Here is a 15,306-nt window from a genome sequence, read left to right on the forward strand (position 1 = left end):
AGCCGAGCAAAGCCCCCGCACGCAGGCGTCGTTCATGGCAGGCTGGGAGCGTGCGGAGTGTGCTGGAACCGTCGCGCCGGTCACGGATTTCCGGTGCTCGTCAGCTCGCGGATCGCGATCTGGCGCAGGTGCTGGAAGTGCTGGACACCGATCCGGTGGCCGGGTGCATGGTTGCCGCGCGTCTGCAGGAATACGGCCTGGACAACCGCGGCGGCGGGGAACTGTGGACGCGGGGCACCCCGGCGGATTCGCTGTGTTTCTCCGGCGCCAATCTGGTGCCGTTGCGCGGAACGACCGACGATTTGCGGGCCTTCGCCGACCGCGCGGCCCGGTGGCCGCGGGTGTGCTCCTCGGTGGTGGGCCGCCAGGAATTGGCACTGCCGCTGTGGGAGACGCTGGAACAGCGGTGGGGTCCGCCGCGTGAGATCCGCGCCGATCAGCCGCTGCTGGCCCTCGACGGCCGCGCCCACGCCATCCCCGATCCGAAGGTGCGTCGCGTGCGCAGCGACGAGCTGGAACGGTATCTGGTCGCCGCGGTCGCGATGTTCACCGAGGAGATCGGCGTCGATCCGCGGGCCGGCGACGGCGGGCGCGGATACCGGCGTCGGGTGGCGAGCCTCATCGAGACGGGCCGCGCGTGGGCGCGCTTCGAGGACGGCCAGGTCGTCTATAAGGCCGAGGTCGGGGCGATGTCGCGGCGGACCGGTCAGATCCAGGGCGTGTGGGTCCATCCGCAGTGGCGGGGTCGCGGTCTCGGCACCGCGGGGACGGCCGCGGTCGCCGACGCGGTGGTCGCGGCCGGGCGCACCGCGAGCCTGTACGTGAACTCCTACAACGAGGTCGCCCGCCGCGCATACGCCAAGGTCGGCTTCCATCAGGTCGCGACATTCGCGACGATCCTCGTGGACTGAGCGCGCGGGTTTCCTCGCTTACCGTGCAAAACCAGTGTGTCGCAACGTTTACCAGCGACCGGCTGGCTACCATCGGTGGCAATGTGGAAGTCGAGATGTGCGCCGCGCGCACTGGTGCTGGGTGCGGCCGCCGCCGTCGTGGTGACGGCGAGCGCGTGTTCGTCCGGACCGCAGGGTCCGGTCGCCGCCGCCGACTCCTTCCTGTCCGCCTTCGCCCGGCAGGACGCGGCGCACGCCGCCGATCTGACCACGCAGCCCGAGAAGGCCTCGGCGGCATTGGCTTCGGCGTGGCAGAACCTGCAGGCGCAGCACCTGACCGCGCACACCGGATCCGCGCGCGTCACCGGCGACACCGCCACCGTCGACTACACCTACGAGTGGACCCTGCCGAAGGACCGCGCCTGGAGCTACTCCGGCCAGTTGCAGATGGGGCGCAGCGGCGGGCAGTGGAAGGTGCGCTGGAGCGCCTCGGACATCCATCCGAAACTGGGTGACACCCAAAGCCTGCACCTGCGCACCACTCCGGCTCCGAGGGCCCGGGTCAACGAACGATCCGGCAGCGACGTCCTGGTTCCGGGTGTGGTGCACCGGATTTCGTTCGCGGTGTCCGACGCCCCGGATCCGGGCTATGTGGCCGGAGCGCTGTCGGCCGCGCTGAAACAGTTCGACGACACCCTGACCACCGACGCGATCCTGGCCGCCGCCCGGAAACAACACGGTCCCACTCTCGTCCTGGGCCTCAGCGATTGGGAATTCGACCAGGTCAGCGGACAGTTGCTGGGCCTGCCCGGGGTGACCACCGACCGGCAGTGGGATCTGCTTCCCACCGACCGGCATTTCGCGCCCGATCTGACGACGCAGATCCGCAAGACCGTCATCGACGAGGTCGACGGCAAGGCGGGCTGGAGCGTGGTCACCGTCAATGCCGACGGCGTCGATACCGATGTACTGAAAGAGGTTGCGCCGCAACCGGCCCCGTCGTTCTCGCTGAGTATCGACCGCACCGTGCAGAACGCCGCGCAGCGGGCCGTCGACCCGCGCCGCGAGCAGACCATGATGGTGGTGATCCAGCCCTCCACCGGAGCGATCCTCGCGGTGGCGCAGAACGAGGCCGCCGACACCGACGGGCCGGTCGCGACGACCGGGCTGTATCCGCCCGGCTCCACCTTCAAGACCGTCACCGCCGCCGCCGCGATGACCGCGGACATCGCGAATCCGGATACCGTCGTGCCGTGTCCGAGCCGAATCGTGGTGGGGGAGCGCACAATTCCCAACTACGATCTGTTCTCCCTCGGCGATGTGCCGATGTCGACGGCGTACGAGCGGTCCTGCAATACGGCCTTCGCGAAATTGGCCAGCGAACTGCCCGGTGCGGCCCTGACCGACGCGGCGGCGCGGATGGGGGTGGGCCCGGACTACACCGTGGCCGGGTTGCCGACCGTGTCGGGTTCGGTGCCGCGCGCCGACGACGAGGTGGTTCGCACCGAGGACGGGATCGGCCAGGGCAGGGTGGTGGTCAGTCCGTTCGGCATGGCGCTGGTGGCGGCGACGGTCGCGCACGGGTCGGCGCCGACGCCGTATCTGATCTCCGGGCACGAGACGGCCGTCCACGGTGATCGGCCGAGCCTGTCGCCGCAGGTGGTGGAGGGCCTGCAGGCGATGATGCGCAAGGTGGTCACCGGTGGTACCGCCGAGCGGATCGCCGATCAGGGCGAGGTGTTCGGCAAGACCGGTGAGGCGGAGGTCGACGGCGGATCGCATTCGTGGTTCATCGGCTATCGCGGCGATCTGGCGTGGGCGACGCTGCTGGTCCGCGGCGGGAGTTCGGACAACGCGGTCGCGGTGACCAGGGATATGCTGGCGGCTCTGCCGCCGGGGAGTGCCTGAGCCGGGTGTGTGCGCGCCGCGCGGACGAAGATTCCGGCGAGCCCCCCGAATACACGTGACCGGACGCTCGGTGGCGTCCGGTCACGGGGGTGAAAGCGGTGACGTTCGTGTGCCGTTTATTGTCCCTGCACCTCCGTTCCACCGACGGTGGCCGAGGTCGCGTGCTCGGTCGGGGGTGACGCCCCGGCCGAACCGTCTCCCAGAATCTCCACGGCCCCGGTCCCGGCGAGGATCATCCCCGCGGTGATCAGCGTGAGCGTCGAACGCTTCATGGTCTTCTCCCTTATCGGTGAGTGAGAGCCACTGGCATCGAACCATCGGTTCGCCGACTATTAGCCGACCCGGAAAACCGTAAACCGGAGAACCGCGCGCCGACAACCCCCTGCGCCGGAACGTGCAGCGGAAAAGGCTATGAAAAGCCTGGTTATACCGTCAATCTTTAATGCTGTTCAGCTCGGCGCAAGCTGGCTGACAGATGGTGTTGAATCGGTTGCCCGACGGCCGCCATTCGCAGCTTGTAGTCGATCGTGTCCCCGGACAGATGTATCGAGCGGCCCAGCGCGGTGACCGATTTCGCCGTACTAGAGGTGCCGATATGAGTGGAATCGAGTTCGAGCCGCAGTCCGTCCTCGGCGACCGCGATGCGCCCCTCGCAGATCTCGGTGATGCCGGTGGGGTGCGCCAGGATCAGCTCCACCCGGTCCGCGCCGGTCGCGCGCAGGTAGCCGGTTTCGGCGTGCAGCGAGCGGCCGTCGCCGGCGTGGCGGGTGCGCTGCCGATAGGTGAGGAACGGCCGGCCGACGTGGCCGAACCGGATCTCCTCGTGATAGTCGAACGGCTCGATGGTCGGATACTCCCCGTGGCCGGAGCCCCGCCAGGTGCCCAGCAGCGGAGCCAGATGGGCGATATCCGGATGGGGCGCGACGGCGGGTTGGGGTTCGAGCACGGCGCACAGCATAGTTCCCCGCGGCGCCGAGGGGGGGACGACCACGCGGCAGAGTCCGGTTCGTCCGGGACGAGACGGGGTAAGCCGCGACATACACCGCGAATCGGGCCCGGCTCGCGCCGAGATCGCGCCGCGGCGGCCCGGTGTCTGGTGTGATGGACGGATGCCGACCGCGTGCGAACGGAGCGGGCGATGACAGTGCGAATTCAGCCGGTGCCGCGGCGGGGCACGCATGCCGTGCTGCGCGGCTGGTGGCTGCCGTGCTGGGTGCTGACCCGCCGCCAGATCCGGCCCTCGCTGCGCAACGGCGAGGTACTCACCGCCGTGCTGGCGCCGACGGTGTTCACCCTCGGCTTCTACGTACCGCTGAATCGGGTGATGAGTTTCGCCGGGCACGGCGCGAGCAGCTACGCCCAGTTCCTGATGCCGATGATCGTCATGCAGGCGGTGTCGTTCTGCGCGACCGCGGCCGCGATGCGCGCGGCGGTCGACGCCCGCGACGGCCTCGACGCCCGGCTGGCGACCATGCCGATTCCGCCGATCGCGCCGCTGGTCGCCCGCACCGCCGCCACCGTATACCGCATCACGATCGCCTTGGTGGCGGCGCTGCTGGCCGCGCACGTGATCGGCTTCCGGTTCGGCGGAAGCTTCTGGGAAACAGTCGGCTTCGTCCTGTTCGCGGTGTCGGTCGGGCTGATGCTGGGACTGTTCGGCGATCTGCTGGGGGCGTTGTCGAAATCGCCGGAGGCCACCACCCAGGTGCTGATGCTGCCGCAGTTGATTCTCGGCATGGTGTCCACCGGGTTCGCGCCGGCCTCCCAATTCCCGCCGTGGATCCAGGGTTTCGCGCGGAATCAGCCGGTGTCGCAATTCGTCGACGCGATGCGGGCGCTCGCGGGTGACCAGCCGGGTTTCGCGACAGCGGTGGACCGGTCGACGATCGGACCGGGTGTGGTGTGGACGGCCGCCGGGCTGCTGGTCTTCGGCGGCGGTTCGGTGGTGCTGGCCGTGCGGCGGCAGCGATGACGCGGGCGGACACCGCGGTGCGCGAACTGGCGACCGTGCAGGTGGATACCGAGCGGTGGCGATATCTGCTGCCGCAGACCCTGGTGCAGACCGGCCGGCTGTTGCGGCGCTGGCGCCGCGATCCGCTCACGACGGCACAGATCCTGGTCTTCCCGGCGCTGCTGCTGGTGATGCTGAATACGGTGCTCGGCCGGCAGATCTCCGCGTTCTCCGGCGTCGACGCGCTCTATGGTTCGGTGCCGATGGTGACCGTGGTGTCGGTGATGTCGGGATCGCTGGCCGGGGCGGTGACGCTGGGCCGCGAACGGGATGCGGGTCTGCTGGGCCGCTTCTGGGCGCTGCCGGTCCATCGCGCCTCGGGGCTGCTGTCGCGGCTGCTCGCCGAGGTCGCCCGGATCGTGCTGTGCACGGTGGTGCTGTTCGCGGTGGGTATGGCGCTCGGTTTCCGGTTCCATCGTCCCGCCGCCGCGCTCACGGTGCTCGGCGTGCCGCTGCTCTACGGACTGGGATTCGCCACGATGGTGACGGCGGTGGCGGTGTATTCGGCGAAGACGTTCGTGGTGGAGGCCATTTCGCTCGGCTCGTCGCTGCTGATGTTCTTCAGCACCGGATTCGTTCCGCTGGAGGCCTATCCCGACTGGGCGCAGCCGATCGTGGAACATCAGCCGATGTCCACGGCGATCGACTCGATGCGCGCGCTGGCGCTCGGCGAGCCGGCGCGCGGGCCGCTGTGGGCGACGGTGGGATGGTCGGTCGGTGCGATGGTCGTCTTCGCCGTGCCGGCGGCGGTCGGATTCCGGCGCGCCAGCCGGCAGTGACCGGCGCCGCGCCGGCATCGCTCAGCGCAGGCCCTCGGCGATCTCGTTGATCATCTCCGCGGAGTCGCGCGGACTCAGGGCCATCGCGCGGAGCTGGTCGAACATCACGCCGAAGCGGCGAATCTCGTTGTGGCCCTCCAAAATATCGTCGCCGGCGATCCCCTCGACGTAGACCAGTTCGGGGTCGGCCGGATCGGGGAAGTCGAGGACGACGAAGGAGCCGACCATCGCCGGATGCGCACCCGCGCCGAACGGCAGCACCTGCAGGATGACATTGCGCTTGTCGGTGTCCTCGGTGAGCCGCAGCAACTGTTCGCGCATCACCTCGGGCCCGCCTACCACCCGCCGGATCGCGGCCTCGTCGAGGACCACCCACAACTCCAGGGGATTTCCGTCGCGGGTCAGCACCTTCGAGCGCTCCACCCGGGCCCGCAGGCGCTGTTCGATCACCGACGTCTCGACCTTGGGCATCGCGGTATCCAGGACCGCCCACGCGTAGCGCTCGGTCTGCAACAGGCCGGGGATGAACGAGGTCTGGAACAGTCGCGCCGACAGCGCCTCGGTCTCGAAATTGATGTAGGCGGCGTAGACCTCCGAGACGGCCGCCTCGAACGGACGCGACATGCCCGGTTTCTGCGCTTCCATGAGCAACTGCACCGCGTCGGAGCGTTGCGGTTCGCCGATGCCGTACAGGTCGAGCATCGCGGTGAGGGTGCGCCGCTGCGGGCGCGCCTGCGCGGTTTCGATCCGGTAGAGCGTGGTGACGTTGATGCCGGTGCGGGCGCTGACCACCTCCTTGCTGATCCCCGCATGCTCACGCATCTCCGACAGCAGTGCGGCCAACCGCCGCAACTGAACCGTCAGCACCGTGCGTTTACCTGCCATCGCGCGCGTACTCCTTGTGAGTTTCGGGACGCTCGAGCACGTTCCACGGATTCGGGAACGGTCGGGCGAGCATACCGCCCGTTCCGCGGGTTCCGGCGCGGTCGTTCCCACCCGGGAATATCCACGATTGCCCGGGGATTGCAGCAGGAGAACACGGGTGGAACGGAGGTCGATCGCCATGGCGCCGACAGCAGCGGAGGCGGTGCGGATCGTACGGTCCGACCAGCGATACGGCTGGCGGAACGAATGGCTCGATTCCCGGCAGTCGTTTCCCGCGACCGGAAATTTCGATCTCGCCGCCCATGCGCACGGAATGTTGCTGGTGCACAACGAGGATGTCGTCGAGGCCGGTGCCGGTTTCGACACCCATCAGCATCTGAATACCGAGATCGTGACCTGGGTGCTGGAAGGCACTGTGATGCACCAGGATTCGGAGGGACACTCGGGTCTGATCCGGCCGGGCCTGGCCCAGCGCATGAGCGCGGGAACCGGAATCCTGCATTCCGAACGCAACGGTGCGGGGTACGGCGAGCGAGCGAACCTGCACGTGGTGCAGATGTGGATACCGCCGGACGAGGCCGGTCGCGCGCCGGGTTATCAGGAATCCGACGTCGAGGCCGACCTGTCACGCAACGACCTGGTCACCGTCGCATCCGGAATACCTCGCCATCGCGCGGAGACGGCGATCACCCTCGGCAACCGCTACGCGGCCTTCCATGTCGCACGGCTGGACCCGGGCCGTTCGGTGCTGGTGCCGCAGGCGCCGTTCGGCCATGTCTTCGTGGCCCGCGGAACAGTCGTCTTCGAGGGCCCGGACGAGCAGACCGCCCTGTCTGCCGGCGATGCGGTACGCACCACGGGCACCGGCGGGCAGCGCATCACGGCCGTGGCGCCGAGTGAGGTGCTGATCTGGGAGATGCACGCGAGTACGAGCTGATCCGGCCGGACCGGCTCAGCCGCCTGCGGTGATCGAATGCTCCTCGGCGAAGGCCTTCCGGCAGCCCGGCGCGCAGAAGGCGTAGTCGACACCGTCGTGCGTCAGGGTGAAGCGCACGGTCGCCCACTCCACGGTCATACCGCACACCGGATCGATCACATGGCCGTCGGGCACGTCCCGGTGATCCTCGGCCGGGTGGTAGTCCTGGGTGATCAGCCGGGTGATCTCGGTTCCGGAGGTCGCATGTCCCAGCGTGCCGACATTGCCCTCGCGCAGGCCGATGATCTGCACCAGACAATGCGGGTCCCGGGACAGCCGGTCCGGATCCGGTTCGGTCGCGGCGACGGCCTCGGTGATCGCCGCGATCAGGTGCGCGCCGAATCCTTCCGTGTTGCTCCAGGACCCGGGTACCGTCACGCGGGCCAGATAGCGCGGTGCGGTCGAGGGATCGGGACCGCCGGTCGCCCATACCTCCGGCGTGTGGATCAGCACGTGGGTCAACTCCCGGGCGCGAGCGAGGACCTGCTCGGGTGCGGATTCGCCGGTGGTCAGGGCGTGCAGGATGCGTTCGGCCAGGGCGGCGCGGCGCTCGCGCGTCGGTGTGGCTCCGGAGACGAACAGTTCGATGGTCATCATGAGTGGAACTCCTTTGCGTAGGAGAGCAATTCGTCGACCGACCACTGGTCGTCGGCGTGTGAGCCGTAATGGGCGGCGGCGATGGAGCCGTCGGAGGCGATGAGGAAGTCGGCGGGCAGGCCGAGGCGGCCGCCCTGCGGCGTGCCGCGGGGCGTGGGTTGTTCGCCGCGTGCCATCGGGCCGACGGCGCTGCCGACCGCCAGCGCGATACCCGGCCACGCCCGCGGATGCAGCAGTGCGCGAGGTGCGGATTCCACACCGAATTCGCGATACAGCGCCTTGCCCGGATCGGCGATCAGCTCCAGCGGGATATCGGCGGCGTAGTCGGTCAATTCGTCCGCCGGGGAATGGAATACGGCGACCTCGCGGATGCCGGCGGCGGCGATCTCGGCGTGCCGGGTGATGAAGGTGCGCAGATGCCGATGACAGATGGGACATCCGGCGAACCGGCGGAATTGCAGGTGGATCAGGCGGTCGGGATCCGGGACGGGAATCTCGGTGCCGGTGACCGCGGTCAGGGTCCGGCTAGCGACGGTGGTGGGTGCCGACATGAATGCTCCTCGCTACGTAGGTGTACCTCGTACGCCTACGACCAGTATGCGCGTATCTTGTACGCTGTCAATCCGTGCCCCGTCCTCGCTCGCTGACCACCGCGGACCTGTCGGCGGCGGCCCTGGCGGTCATCGACCGCGCGGGTCTGCCCGGGCTGACCATGCGTGCGGTGGCCGCCGAATTGGGCATGGCCACCATGGCGCTGTACCGCTACGTCGCCGACCGTGAGGCCCTCGAAGTGCTGATCGTCGATCGAGTGCTCGGTGAGATCGACGTGTCCACCCCCGTCGACGCGCCGTGGCGGGCACAACTGGCGCTACTGCTCGAGCGGATGCGGGCGGCGGTCGCGGCGCACCCGGCCACGGCTCCGCTGGTGCCGCGGCATCGGCACGCGAGTCCGGTCGCACTGCGCTGGATGGACGCCACCCTCGCCGCCCTCACCGCCGGCGGCTTCACGGGGCGGGAGCGAGTGATAGCTCAGCGGACGCTGGTGGCCTTCCTGCTCGGCTGTCTGGAGAACGAACACTATGCGGCGATCGGCGGGGCGGGTACCGCGGCGATCGCGACGCTGCCCTCGGCCGACTATCCCTACCTCATCGAAACCGCCACGCAGGCCCGGGAAATCTCGGCCGAGGAGGAATTTCGAGAAGGTATGGAGATCGTTTTGCGTGGTTTGTCGCCGCACTGAGCGGGCCGCGGGAGCTCGCCGACGCGCCGTCGCGGGTTCCGGCCACCCACGGCAGTCCCGTGAAATGATTGCCGGCACAGTCGTTCTCGAGACATCACCGCACGTCGCAGGCGTATCCTTGTTCGGGAAGACTGTGACCACACCGTGATTCCGGCAATGCAGACGCAATCTTGCGTTCTTGCATATGCAAGAGCAGAATCCGATCTACCCTTAGATTCGCCACATTCGATCCGAACTACGGACGAGCGAAATCCGGAGATCAGTGATGACGGTGCGACGATGACGACTTCGATTGCCAGTGCGTTACCAGCAGCCCCGCAATTGTTGTGCGCCTTCCAAGGTCGGCGATTCCAGGACCGCGAACTGTTGCGATCCGCCCGGGCGCTGGCCGAGCTGCACACCCGGCGCGCGCAGATCGCCGACCCGATTCTCATCGCGGAAATCGACTGCCGCCGCGGTGAACTCATCGACGACATCAACGAATGGGTCGAACGCGAACTGCCGGGCTATCGCACCGGCGTCGCGCTGCGCACCGATGTCCTCGGGCCGATGGTCGACCGCATGGCCGGCAGCTGGGTCGCCGCCAACCGCGCCATCGACCGCGACGGCGCCCGCAGCGACACCACCCATAAGCACTGGTACCACCTCGCCGAACTGGTCGACGGCTACACCGACCTCGTCAGCGGCGTCGCCACGCCGCCCGCCCGGTAACCGCAGCGCACAGCGGGCGTCGCCGCCGTGGCAGCCTCCGGGGGCGGATAGTCTGAATGCATGTCTGTGCGCACCCGCAAGCCGCTCGTCCCCGGAACGCTCTCGCCCGTCCGCGAGGTGCCGCGCTCGATCGAGCGGCCGGAGTACGCCTGGAAGAAGACCGTCAACGAGGGTCGCGAGCCGTGGGTGCAGACGCCGGAGACCATCGAGAAGATGCGGCTGGCGAGCAAACTGGCCGCCCAGGCGCTGCAGGAGGCCGGTAGAGCCGTCGCCCCGGGCGTCACCACCGATCACCTCGACGCGGTCGTGCACGAATATCTCTGCGACCACGGCGCCTACCCGTCGACGCTGGGTTACAAGGGCTTCCCCAAATCCTGCTGCACCTCGCTGAACGAGGTGATCTGCCACGGCATTCCGGACTCCACCGTGATCGAGGACGGCGACATCGTCAATATCGACGTCACGGCCTACATCAACGGTGTGCACGGCGATACCAACGCCACCTTCCTCGCCGGTGACGTCGACGACGAGGCCCGGCTGCTGGTGGAGCGCACCCACGAGGCCACCATGCGGGCGATCAAGGCGGTGCGCCCGGGGCGGGCGCTGAACGTGATCGGGCGCGTCATCGAGTCGTATGCGAACCGTTTCGGCTACGGCGTGGTCCGCGACTTCACCGGCCACGGCGTGGGCCCCACCTTCCATAGCGGCCTGGTGATCCTGCACTACGACCAGCCCGCCATCGAGTCGGTCATCGAGCCGGGCATGACCTTCACCATCGAGCCGATGATCAACCTCGGCGGCATCGATTACGAGATCTGGGACGACGGCTGGACCGTGGTCACCAAGGACCGCAAGTGGACCGCGCAATTCGAGCACACGCTGGTCGTGACCGAGGAAGGCGCCGAAATCCTCACGCTCCCATGACATGCGCGGGTGTGGCCGTCGCGGTGATGCGGTGAACGGCGCGCTGTTGGTCGCCGGCACCACCTCCGATGCCGGCAAAAGCGTGGTGGTGGCGGGGATCTGCCGCATGCTGGCGCGGCGCGGCGTGCGGGTGGCGCCGTTCAAGGCGCAGAACATGTCCAACAATTCGGTCGTCACCCTGGACGGGGGCGAGATCGGCCGGGCACAGGCATTGCAGGCGCGCGCCTGCGGACTCGAACCCAGCGTGCGGTTCAATCCGGTCCTGCTCAAACCCGGCAGCGATCGCCGCTCGCAACTGGTGGTGCGGGGCCTCGCCGTCGACACCGTGGGGGCCCGCGACTATTTCCGGCACCGGCGTCGGTTGCGCGAGGTCGTCGCCGGGGAACTGGCCGCCCTGCGCGCCGACTTCGATGTCGTGATCTGCGAGGGTGCCGGCTCGCCCGCCGAGATCAATTTGCGCGCAACGGATCTGGCGAATATGGGTCTCGCGCGCGCGGCGGAGCTGCCGGTACTGCTGGTGGGCGATATCGACCGCGGCGGGGTGCTGGCCCATCTGTTCGGCACCGTGGCTATTCTCGACCCCGAGGATCAGCAGCTGATCTCGGGCTACATCGTCAACAAGTTCCGCGGCGACGTGGAGTTGCTGCGCCCGGGCCTGGAGCAGCTGACCGCGCTCACCGGCCGCCCGACGCTCGGTGTCCTGCCCTTCAGCGACGAGCTGTGGATCGACGCGGAGGACTCTCTGGGCACCGTCGCCGACGCCCCCGTCGGCCGGCCTCGCCCGCCGGTGGGCACCGAATGGCTGACCGTCGGCGCGATCCGGCTGCCGCGCATCTCCAATTCCACCGATATCGAGGCCCTGGCGTGTGAGCCGGGGGTTTCGGTGCGCTGGGTGAGCGATCCGTCGCGCTTGGCCGGAATCGACCTCGTCGTCGTGCCCGGCAGCAAATCCACGGTCTCGGACCTGAACTGGTTGCGCCGCAGCGGAATCGCCGATGCCGTGTGCGCCCACGCCGCGGCGGGCAAGCCGGTCCTCGGGATCTGCGGCGGATACCAGATGCTGGGTCGCCGCATCGACGACGAGGTCGAGTCCTCGGCCGGGCAGGTCGCGGGCCTCGGGCTGCTCGACCTCGATATCGAGTTCGCCGAACCCAAGGTATTGCGCCGCAGCGCCGGCCAGGGCGCGACCACCGGCGCCGCGGTGGCCGGAATGTCCTTGTCGGGCTACGAGATTCACCACGGCCGCGTCCGGCGCAGCGGCGATCCGGCCTGGGTCGAGGTAGCCGGAGCCGCTTCGGACGACGACCGCGGCGGCGTCGCCGAAGGCAGTGTGCGCGGTGCCGTACGGGGCACTCACCTGCACGGACTGCTCGAATCCGACGAGTTCCGCCGCGCCTGGCTGCGCGAGGCCGCCGAGCAGGCCGGGCGCACCGGATTCGTCGTCGCGCCGGACACGAGTGTGGAGGCGGTGCGGACCGCGCAATTGGACCTGCTCGCCGACCTCATCGAGAAACACCTCGACGTCGCGGCTCTCGAGCGGCTGATCAGCGGCGGGGCGCCCCCGGGTCTGCCCTCGGTGACCGTGGGCCGCTGAGCACGGCCGCCGGGTGTGCCCGCGGGCCGGATCCGGGGCCCGCGCCACCCACCTCACAGCGCTGCGATCCGAGTCATCACCGGCCGGGAACGTGGCCGAGGACATGGCGTGCGCCCGCCCGCCCCCGTGTAGCGTGGATCGGCATGGAGACCCGGCAAATCGCGGTCGGTGACCGCGCCTGGACCGTACGAGTCGGCGGGCCGGAGTCCAGGCATACGGTGCTGCTGCTACCCGACGCCGGAGCTCCGGCCGACGTCTACGACCAGGTGTGCGAGCGACTGCACAATTCCGATCTGCGCACCATCACGGTGGAGTCGATCGACGGCCTGGACAAGGCCGCGGTGTATGCGATCCTCGACGATCTCGGCGTGGCCTGGGCCAACCTGGCCGGGTACGGCGCGGGTGCGGAACTGGCCTGGCAGCTGGGCGCGCGCGGCTTCGGCCGCTTCGTCGGACTGGTGGTGGCCGGGCGGCCGCATCCGGCCGTCGCCGTGGACGGGACCGCCGTCGATGCCACCTGCCCCGCCGTGGAGCTGCCCACCACCGTCATCGCCACCGAGGACCTGCCGCGCGCGGTCGCCGATTCCTGCGGTCGCCACGTCTTCGGCGAATTCCGCGTCACCCAGGTCGACACCGCCGACGTGCCGATCAAGGCCGATCACGAATTCGCCACCGAGATCGTGCTGCGCTCCGGTCTGTGGTGACCGCCGGCCCGCGATAGGGCACGTGTCCAATGTGCTGGTTGCCGGCGCGACACTGCCGACGGACGCCCCGAATTCGAATGCGGTTCTCGCCCAGCCACGCTGGGATCGGTCGCTATGGGTGATCATTCCCTCAACGAAGCCGACTTGCTGGACAGCATGGAACGAAACCTGGCGGAACATGCCTGTCACCTGCACCGGAGTATGGCTGGTGCGACCGTCACAGAGGCTGGTGACCTCCTGGTCGCGGACAGCGGCCTGGACGACGACACTTTCAACATCGTTGCTGCGGCCCGCTTCACCGCCGCCGACGCTACGGTACGTATCACCGAGACCGCTGGGACGCTGGCTCGCACCGGCCGTCGTTTCTCCTGGTGGGTGGGACCCGCCTCGACACCACCGGACCTCACCACTCGCCTGACGGCGGCCGGGCTGCCGGCATCCGAACGCGAGACGGCGATGTGGGCCGAATTGGACGACTCCCTGCCATCGCCTGCCGCCCAGGGACTGGACATCCAGAGGGTCTCCACGCGCGAACAGCTCGCTGACTACACCACGGTTCTCGCCGCGAACTGGGACCCGCCCGCCGAAACCGTCCGCCGCTTTTTCGCCAAGGCCGCTCCGCAGGCACTGGCCGCGCAATGCCCGGCCCAGTACCTGATCGGCTATGTGGAGAACCGTCCGGTCTGCTCCGCCGAAGTGTTTCACCACGCAGGAGTCGCCGGCGTCTACAACATCTCCACCCTGGCCGCCCACCGCCGCCGCGGCTACGGCGGTGCCATCACGCTCGCGGCACTCCGCACGGCCCGCGACCGAGACCAGCGCATCGCAGTCCTGCAGGCATCAGCCGACGGTGAGCCCGTCTACCACCGCCTGGGGTTCCGCTCCTGCGGCCAGTTCACTGAACACGCCTTCAACCCCTGAGCCCCAAGGTCCACTTTCGACACACAGCCCAGCACCCCCGCAGCGATGCCGCCGGTACGGCGCGCATCGGCGAACACTCTGCGCGGCAACGTGATTCAGTGTGCGCCGCGGAAATCCCGCAACCAGCCCAGCCAGGCATCCAGTTCGGTGAACGCGTGCGCGCGCACCTCCGGCGCCGACAGGAACACGTCGTGGCGGGCGCCCTCGATCGGCACGATGTTCGTGCGGCCGCCGAGACATCCCGACCAGCGCTGAATCTGGCGAACGTCGAGCACCACATCCGACACATCGGCGGCGGGGCCGTACTCGCGCATGAACTTCGTCACCTTCGAACGCAGGATCAGCGCCGGAACGCCGACGTCGAGCCCGCGATGCAGCTCCGCGTGACCCCCGCGGATGGCGCGCAACCAGCCCAGATGGACCGGGAACCCGCCCAGCGGCTTCCAATCCAGGTTGTAATCCCATTCGCCGGAGACGCTGGTGTGCAGGCTGTCGCCGTAGGTGCTCAGCTCACCGCCGGGCAGGCGCGTCATCGCGCGCAACCGGCCGACACCGCCGATCACGGCGGTGCCGATGTGGCGGTAGTAAGCCGGGCCCTGCAGATCGAACCACGGGCTGTTGAGCACGAGGCCGGTGATGTCCTGGGCGGCGGCGTCGCGGCGGTTCAGCCACAGCGGCAGCACGAGACCGCCGGTGGAGTGAGCCATCAGCAGCACCGGCAACCCGGTCTCCTCGCGCACGATCTCGACCGCGCGGTCCAGTTCCGCGTCGTAGAGCCGCAGGTCGCTGACGTAGTGCGCGGTCTGCCCGGGGCGCCGGGAGCGCCCGCACTTGCGCAGGTCGAGGGCGTAGAAGCGGTAGCCGCGCGCACTCATGTGCTCGGCGAGGTGCTTCTGGAAGAAGTAGTCGGTGAAACCGTGCACGTACAGCACGGCGCCCGCGGCCGGCTCGGCGATGTCGGGCTCGTGGCGGACCAGGGTGGCCTCGACGACCCCCTCACCGTCGGGATCGGGGCCGAGTGGGATGGTCAGCTGCCGATATCCCTCGCCCAGGACATCGGGCTGCCAGGCGTGGGTGGTCGACGGGGCCAGCGGCGTCTCGTTCGTCACAGCTTCACGATATTCGACCCGCTCAGGGGCCTGCACGGCGAGCCGTTCCGACGGTGC

The 15,306-nt window shown here is 68.9% G+C and carries 17 protein-coding genes; 11 read left to right on the top strand and 6 right to left on the bottom strand.

Annotated elements, in window-relative coordinates; genetic code table 11:
- Positions 1-50 precede the first annotated feature (50 nt).
- Positions 51-911, top strand: coding sequence for a GNAT family N-acetyltransferase (locus IG65_RS0102295; RefSeq protein ID WP_030513121.1), 861 nt, complete (start codon positions 51-53; stop codon positions 909-911).
- An 81-nt stretch (positions 912-992) separates the two neighbouring features.
- Positions 993-2,798, top strand: a complete 1,806-nt coding sequence (locus IG65_RS0102300; RefSeq protein ID WP_030513122.1) for a penicillin-binding transpeptidase domain-containing protein — start codon at positions 993-995, stop codon at positions 2,796-2,798.
- A 116-nt stretch (positions 2,799-2,914) separates the two neighbouring features.
- Here the strand turns inward: IG65_RS0102300 and IG65_RS37555 are convergent, their stop codons facing one another.
- Together IG65_RS37555 and IG65_RS0102310 are read right to left on the bottom strand one after the other, a co-directional pair.
- Positions 2,915-3,070, bottom strand: coding sequence for a hypothetical protein (locus tag IG65_RS37555; protein WP_156055460.1), 156 nt, complete (start codon positions 3,068-3,070; stop codon positions 2,915-2,917).
- Positions 3,071-3,237: 167 nt separating this feature from the next.
- Positions 3,238-3,756 carry a peroxynitrite isomerase gene (locus IG65_RS0102310; RefSeq protein ID WP_051755136.1) on the bottom strand — a complete coding sequence of 173 codons (519 nt, stop codon included), beginning with the start codon at positions 3,754-3,756 and terminating at the stop codon, positions 3,238-3,240.
- Positions 3,757-3,936: 180 nt separating this feature from the next.
- Here IG65_RS0102310 and IG65_RS0102315 point away from each other — a divergent pair, with 180 nt between their 5' ends.
- Positions 3,937-4,770 carry an ABC transporter permease gene (locus IG65_RS0102315; protein WP_081879199.1) on the top strand — a complete coding sequence of 278 codons (834 nt, stop codon included), beginning with the start codon at positions 3,937-3,939 and terminating at the stop codon, positions 4,768-4,770.
- Complete coding sequence (locus IG65_RS0102320; protein WP_081879200.1) at positions 4,767-5,588, top strand: ABC transporter permease; 822 nt, start codon at positions 4,767-4,769, stop codon at positions 5,586-5,588. The genes IG65_RS0102315 and IG65_RS0102320 overlap by 4 nt, the downstream gene beginning before the upstream one ends.
- A gap of 21 nt (positions 5,589-5,609) precedes the next feature.
- On the opposite strand, the gene IG65_RS0102325 is transcribed toward IG65_RS0102320, so the two are convergent.
- On the bottom strand, positions 5,610-6,473 hold the full coding sequence (locus IG65_RS0102325) for a helix-turn-helix transcriptional regulator (protein ID WP_030513126.1): 864 nt from the start codon (positions 6,471-6,473) through the stop codon (positions 5,610-5,612).
- A gap of 178 nt (positions 6,474-6,651) precedes the next feature.
- On the opposite strand from IG65_RS0102325, the gene IG65_RS0102330 reads away from it, so the two are divergent.
- On the top strand, positions 6,652-7,410 hold the full coding sequence (locus IG65_RS0102330; protein WP_030513127.1) for a pirin family protein: 759 nt from the start codon (positions 6,652-6,654) through the stop codon (positions 7,408-7,410).
- 15 nt (positions 7,411-7,425) lie between these two features.
- Here the strand turns inward: IG65_RS0102330 and IG65_RS0102335 are convergent, their stop codons facing one another.
- Both IG65_RS0102335 and IG65_RS0102340 read right to left on the bottom strand, forming a co-directional pair.
- Positions 7,426-8,046, bottom strand: coding sequence for a YHS domain-containing protein (locus IG65_RS0102335; RefSeq protein WP_030513128.1), 621 nt, complete (start codon positions 8,044-8,046; stop codon positions 7,426-7,428).
- A complete protein-coding gene (locus IG65_RS0102340) occupies positions 8,043-8,597 on the bottom strand; it encodes a peroxiredoxin-like family protein (protein WP_030513129.1) in 555 nt (184 codons plus the stop codon). The genes IG65_RS0102335 and IG65_RS0102340 overlap by 4 nt, the downstream gene beginning before the upstream one ends.
- Positions 8,598-8,671: 74 nt before the next feature.
- On the opposite strand from IG65_RS0102340, the gene IG65_RS0102345 reads away from it, so the two are divergent.
- From IG65_RS0102345 to IG65_RS38880, 6 genes are all read left to right on the top strand, one after another.
- Positions 8,672-9,286 (top strand): TetR/AcrR family transcriptional regulator, encoded by a 615-nt coding sequence (locus IG65_RS0102345; protein WP_030513130.1) that lies wholly within the window; start codon positions 8,672-8,674, stop codon positions 9,284-9,286.
- A 279-nt stretch (positions 9,287-9,565) separates the two neighbouring features.
- On the top strand, positions 9,566-9,997 hold the full coding sequence (locus IG65_RS0102350; RefSeq protein ID WP_030513131.1) for a hypothetical protein: 432 nt from the start codon (positions 9,566-9,568) through the stop codon (positions 9,995-9,997).
- Positions 9,998-10,057: 60 nt separating this feature from the next.
- Entirely contained in the window at positions 10,058-10,921 is an 864-nt protein-coding gene (map, locus tag IG65_RS0102355) for a type I methionyl aminopeptidase (RefSeq protein ID WP_030513132.1), read from the top strand.
- Position 10,922: 1 nt separating this feature from the next.
- Positions 10,923-12,515, top strand: coding sequence for a cobyric acid synthase (locus IG65_RS0102360; protein ID WP_051755138.1), 1,593 nt, complete (start codon positions 10,923-10,925; stop codon positions 12,513-12,515).
- A 143-nt stretch (positions 12,516-12,658) separates the two neighbouring features.
- Positions 12,659-13,219: a hypothetical protein gene (locus IG65_RS0102365; RefSeq protein WP_030513134.1), complete on the top strand. Its 561-nt coding sequence runs from the start codon at positions 12,659-12,661 to the stop codon at positions 13,217-13,219.
- Between the two features lie 114 nt (positions 13,220-13,333).
- Positions 13,334-14,140 (top strand): GNAT family N-acetyltransferase, encoded by an 807-nt coding sequence (locus IG65_RS38880; RefSeq protein ID WP_231509013.1) that lies wholly within the window; start codon positions 13,334-13,336, stop codon positions 14,138-14,140.
- 95 nt (positions 14,141-14,235) lie between these two features.
- Here IG65_RS38880 and IG65_RS0102375 read toward each other — a convergent pair whose 3' ends face one another.
- Positions 14,236-15,249: an alpha/beta hydrolase gene (locus IG65_RS0102375; protein WP_051755140.1), complete on the bottom strand. Its 1,014-nt coding sequence runs from the start codon at positions 15,247-15,249 to the stop codon at positions 14,236-14,238.
- Positions 15,250-15,306 lie beyond the last annotated feature (57 nt).

The organism is Nocardia sp. NRRL WC-3656 (assembly GCF_000720265.1).
Lineage (GTDB): Bacteria > Actinomycetota > Actinomycetes > Mycobacteriales > Mycobacteriaceae > Nocardia > Nocardia nova.